The sequence below is a fragment of the uncultured Abyssibacter sp. genome (assembly GCF_964000955.1).
In the GTDB taxonomy this organism is placed as follows: Bacteria; Pseudomonadota; Gammaproteobacteria; order Nevskiales; family OUC007; genus Abyssibacter.
In genome coordinates this window covers 1-4,993 of the sequence record NZ_CAXFCL010000337.1, presented here as the reverse complement: position 1 = coordinate 4,993, position 4,993 = coordinate 1, and the positions used below count along the sequence as shown (strand labels likewise).

5 protein-coding genes are annotated in these 4,993 nt (G+C 68.0%); 3 read left to right on the top strand and 2 right to left on the bottom strand.

All coding sequences use genetic code 11. The annotated features are described in order from the left end of the window. Both ABNS06_RS16360 and ABNS06_RS16355 read left to right on the top strand, forming a co-directional pair. Positions 1–839: amidase family protein (locus ABNS06_RS16360; protein ID WP_348675676.1), on the top strand; the 839-nt coding region annotated here is incomplete at its 5' end. Positions 840–944: 105 nt separating this feature from the next. Beyond that, complete coding sequence (locus tag ABNS06_RS16355) at positions 945–1,892, top strand: alpha/beta hydrolase (RefSeq protein WP_348675675.1); 948 nt, start codon at positions 945–947, stop codon at positions 1,890–1,892. Positions 1,893–1,917: 25 nt separating this feature from the next. Here ABNS06_RS16355 and ABNS06_RS16350 read toward each other — a convergent pair whose 3' ends face one another. Continuing rightward, complete coding sequence (locus tag ABNS06_RS16350; RefSeq protein ID WP_348675674.1) at positions 1,918–3,291, bottom strand: Ig-like domain-containing protein; 1,374 nt, start codon at positions 3,289–3,291, stop codon at positions 1,918–1,920. Beyond that, positions 3,291–4,202 carry a hypothetical protein gene (locus ABNS06_RS16345; protein WP_348675673.1) on the bottom strand — a complete coding sequence of 304 codons (912 nt, stop codon included), beginning with the start codon at positions 4,200–4,202 and terminating at the stop codon, positions 3,291–3,293. The genes ABNS06_RS16350 and ABNS06_RS16345 overlap by 1 nt, the downstream gene beginning before the upstream one ends. Before the next feature lie 197 nt (positions 4,203–4,399). Between ABNS06_RS16345 and ABNS06_RS16340 the strand changes: the two genes are divergently transcribed. After that, positions 4,400–4,993 (top strand): hypothetical protein (locus tag ABNS06_RS16340; protein ID WP_348675672.1); only part of this gene is annotated, 594 nt, incomplete at its 3' end.

Sequence of the window (4,993 nt, the reverse complement as noted above, 5' to 3'; positions counted from 1 at the left end):
GACCCGAGGACGGCGCCACGCTGGTCGCCGATGCCGCGGCCTACGCGGCACTGACCGGCGTTCCCGACTCCTATGCCTCAAACCTTGACGTCAACGCGCTGCAAGGCGCGCGTATCGGCGTGGTCCGCGAACTGTTCGGCAGCAACGAGCAGGTCATCGCCGTTGTCGATGCCGCGCTCGCCGCGATGGCGTCAGCCGGTGCGATCGTCGAGGACGTGGTGATCGAGGACCTGTCCGACATCACCGGTTACTCCAGCGTCTCGCGCTGGGAGTTCCGCGACCATCTGACCGAGTACCTGCAATCCTGGCCGTCCGACGAAGACGGTCACTTGCGCAGCTTCGAAGCCGTGCTGGCAAGCGGTGGTTACGAGAACGACAGCCTGTTCGTGCTGGTGCTCGACGCGCTCAGCGGAACCACACGCGAGCTCGACCCGACCTACCTGGAGAACGTGCGAGAACGCGGCCCCTTTGTCCGCGCCAGACTGCGGGCCGCACTGGATCACGAAACACTCGACGGCGCCGTGCTGGGAGCGCCCTACGACGCGCTGGTCTATCCCAGCATCCAGGGCCTGGCGCCAACCGCGGGCTCCAGTCCGTCGACCGGCTCCAACAACCGCCTCAGTCCGTTTTCCGGATTTCCCGCGCTGTCGATGCCCGCGGGCGTGGCTGACACCGACCCGGCGCTGCCGGTGGGGATGGAACTGCTCGGGCGGGAGTTCGACGAAGCCGGACTGCTGCGGCTGGCCTATGCCTACGAACAACTCGCCGCCGACATTGACGGGCTCGGCCGTTCCGCGCCGACGTTCACGCCCGCGCTGGAGACCGAAGCCGCTCGCTGATCGACAACGGCGGCATACCGGCGCCGAAACCGCCGCGTGAAGCTCCGCCAACCTCGCCGTCTGGATTGCGGCACAATCCGCCGACACGATCACAGGGATGTGCCGATGGGCGACGGGAGCGAGCAGCACCATATTCTCCATATCAACCCGACGAAGGCGCGTGCACGCCGACGCTTCTTCAAGGGCGTGCTGCGGGCAACAATGAAGTCCGTACTGAAGAAGAACCCGCCGATGGGCTTTCAGCGGGCGTGGACGAGGGCGGTGCTGAAGAGCGTTGCCAAGCCATCTTCGGTGACCGTGGATGTCCGGCGGGTCAACGGCCGCACGGTGCACGTGCTGACCCCGCCGAATGCCGATCCGGACGAGGGCATCCTGTTTCTCCACGGCGGCGCCTATGTCATCGGCGGCGACGGCGCCTACGTTGGCTACGCCGGACAGATCGCGCGCGCGACACGACGCCGGGTCTGGCTGCCAGACTACCGGCTGGCGCCGGAACATGCCTACCCCGCCGCGGTGGAGGACGCGCTGGCCACGTTCGACGCCATGGTCAACGAGGGCTTCAACCAGGAGGACATCACGCTGCTGGGCGACTCCGCCGGCGGCGGACTCAGCGCCGCCACGGCCCTGGCGCTAAAGGCCCGTGACGGCGATGACGCGGCCGGCGCGCTGGTGCTGATGTCACCCTGGACCGACCTGACCATGAGTGGCGAAAGCGTCGAGCGGCTGGCCAGTCGCGACCCGTTGATCGACCCGGCCTGGGGCCGCGCAAGCCGCATGGGGTACGCCGGCAATCGTCCCCTGGACGACCCCGGACTCTCGCCACTGTTCGCCCGGCTGGAAGGCTTGCCACGCACGCTGATCCAGACCGGCAGCGAGGAAGTGCTGCTTTCCGACACGCTGCGCTTCGCCGATGCGCTGAACGCCGCGGGGGTGCCGGTCCAGTGCGAGATTTACGACGACCTCTGGCACGACTTCCAGATGCAGGTCGGGCTGGTCGCCGACGCGACGCGGGCGGTCAACCGGATTCGGGTGTTTCTGGACCGGGACGACTAGCGCCCGTCAACACGGTATCGAGGGGCTACTCCGCCGCCGCTGTCCGGAACGTCCACACCAGCGGTTCCAGCAGCGCGCGGCCGCGGTCGTCCTTCGCCCGGGTGGTGATGACGGCGGTGTACTCGGTGGCCGGTTTCAGGGCACCGGTCAGTTCGATACCGATGCCATGCGTACCGTCGCCCTGATAAAGCGGCCCGAACCCTGACAGGCGGGCGTCGACCACGTTGCCGTCACCATCGAACAGCACCAGGCCGCCGGGCGCCTCGGTGACGCTGGCGCGATCGACGGAGCCGGAGATGAACACGCGGACGAAGCGGTCGGCCGAGTACTCGAACGGCACGCCCTGCTCTCCGTTGTCCGGATGCACGCCGACGATGCGCGGCCCCCGGGCGTTGACCACGCCGTGTTGCAGCTTGTCCCAGAGGTGCAGGTAGTAACCGGTGATCATCTTGCCGACGTGGAGCACACCGCCCGATCCCGTGAAGTAATGCCCGGACGCCCAGGGCATTTGCTGGCGCACCCGGTCGTATTCGGCGGCCGCCCCGGCGCGCTCCGCCAGCACCAGCGTGCGCGTGAACAACGCGGCGCGCTCGATGGCCGCGACTGATGCGTCCACATCGCGCCCCGACGCCTCATAGGCGCGGGCGATGACCTCGGCCGGCGGGAAGGTCAGGAACGGTACGTCCGCCCACAACCCCTGTTCGCGGATTGCGATGACGTCCATCGCGTATTCGATGCTGTTCAGCGACAGCGGATCGAACCCCTGCCTCAGCACCTCGAACGGCTCATCGCCAATCACGGCGCGCAGCACATCACCGACGCTGACCTCCGCGCCGGGCGGAAAGGCGTCCAGCGTGTAGGCCGGCGAGGACTCGGCATCTTCGCCACGCTCGCGGACCTGCGGCTCGAACAGCGCGTCCCAGACCTCGTCACCCATGCCATGCGCGGCGATCCCCATGGCATAGGCGATCATCGCGCCGCAGCTGTCGTCGATGCGCAGTTCCGCCAGCGGCGCCAGGCCGGTCACGGTCGTCGTCACGTACTCCAGCGTGCCGCCAAACTGCGGAATCTCCAGCGACGCTCCGCTGGTGCAGCCATCGTCGTGAAGAATCTGGATCAGCGGATTGACGAAGTATTCCCAGTGCGCGGTTTCTGCGACATCGCGATCACCACTGAAGACGGCGCCGGTCGCATAACCGCCGTCCGGGTACATCGCACCGGCCAGCAGCGCCGGACGATGCGCGGTCAAAATCGCCTTGAGAGGATGCGTATCGGGCAGGTAGCGACGCCCGTATTCGGCCATCAGGGCGTGGGTGCTCATCCCCGCCGCCAGCGCCGGACCGGCCGTCGCACCCAGCAACAGCATCGCGATCACGCGAATCCATCGTGCAGTCATCATCAGTCGTCTCCCAGACCGGCGGCGGCTCGCAGCGCCTGCCGCCGTTCAAACAGGGCTCTGGCCTGCGCCAGCGGATCGGTCGCGGTCACCGAGACGGTTCGCGTCACCGCCAACGCGGGCAGCAATGCCGCGCAGGCCAGGTCGAAGTCGTGAATGCCCGCTTCCGTGAGCGTCATTTGCTCGGAACCGGTGGCGCCCCACTCGCCCGACCAGTCGCCCGTGGCCACGCATCCGGTGACGTTCTCCGCCGCCCAGTTCAGATCGATCACCAGCGGGATATCCCCAGCGGCCGGCGTTGCGGACAGCGTCAACGTCGGCGGCAGCACGGTCGCGACATCCAGCGCCGACTCCACCTCGCCGCCGGGCCCGGTGCAGTGCAGACGATAGCGCTGGGCGGACAGCGCGGCGGTGAGGCTGGCGCTGCCCTCGGTCGCTGTCGGTCCGGCCCAGTCGGCGGCGCCGGAGGCCTCGCAGGCATCCGCGTCGTGAGCCACCCAGCTCAACGTCACGGAATCGCCGCGCAGGACCAGGCCGTCGGAGACTTCGAACACCAGCGTCGGCGGAACCAGCCCGGTCACGCTGACGCTCTCGGAGACCGTGCCGCCTTCGCCGCTGCAAAGCAGTGTGTAGACATGTTCGCCAGCGCCGCTGACGCTGTGAATCTGCAGCCCGGCCGTGGTCCGCGCCCCGCTCCAGGCACCGGAGGCGGTGCATTCGGTCGCGTCGGTGGAGCTCCAGACCAGTTCGAAGTGATCAGAAAGCGGCACCGCGTCGACGCTGGCCTGCAACGACAGCGTGGGCGCAGGCAGCGGCGTGGATGCGGCTGGGGTGTCGGACGCATCGCCACCGCAGCCCACCAGGACGCTGACACAGACCGCCGCCACGACCGGCAGCATGCGAGAAGTGTTCACCACAATGACGTCGTCCGCCCAGGCTGACGTGCCAGCCTGCCCCATTCCCCAAAGCGGTGATCCTACGGCGATCAGGTTGCATCATCGTGACGCGCAACCGGGCGGCGGACTGGACCGCTCCACGCGGATGGTGCTACACCCTGCGAACGATCGGACAACCGGCAACGCATCGGATGTCCAGCTTTGGAGGAGTCCCGATGAAACGAATCGCCCTTGCGATGGTGTTGCTGCTGGTCGGCGCCGTGGTGATCTATGTGGCCGGCGCACGACAGGGCTGGTTCGGCACACCGCCCGGGCCGGGCGCTATCACTGGCGAACCACTGCCTCGCGCCACCGTGCTGAACCGACAGACCGCCCGCGCCGAAGCCGGGGCCGCCGTCCAGGCAACCGGCACCAAGCATGTGATGTTCGGCGACTTCCACGTGCACACGACTTATTCGACCGACGCGTTCCTGTGGTCGCTGCCGATGGCCGGCGGACGCGGCGTGCATCCGATCGGTGACGCCTGCGATTTCGCCCGCTACTGCTCGGGCCTGGACTTTTGGGGCATCACCGATCACGCCGCCGCATCGACCCCGCGGCGCTGGAACGAGACCAAGGAATCGCTGCGCCAGTGCCAGGCGCTGGCAGGCGATCCGGAACAGCCGGACCTGGTCTCGTTCCTCGGCTTCGAATGGACGCAGGTGGGCCGGCTGCCGACGGAACACTACGGACACAAGAACGTGCTGTTTCGCGACCTCGACGATGACAGGGTCGCCAGACGCCCCATCGCCGCCGCGGGTCTGACGACG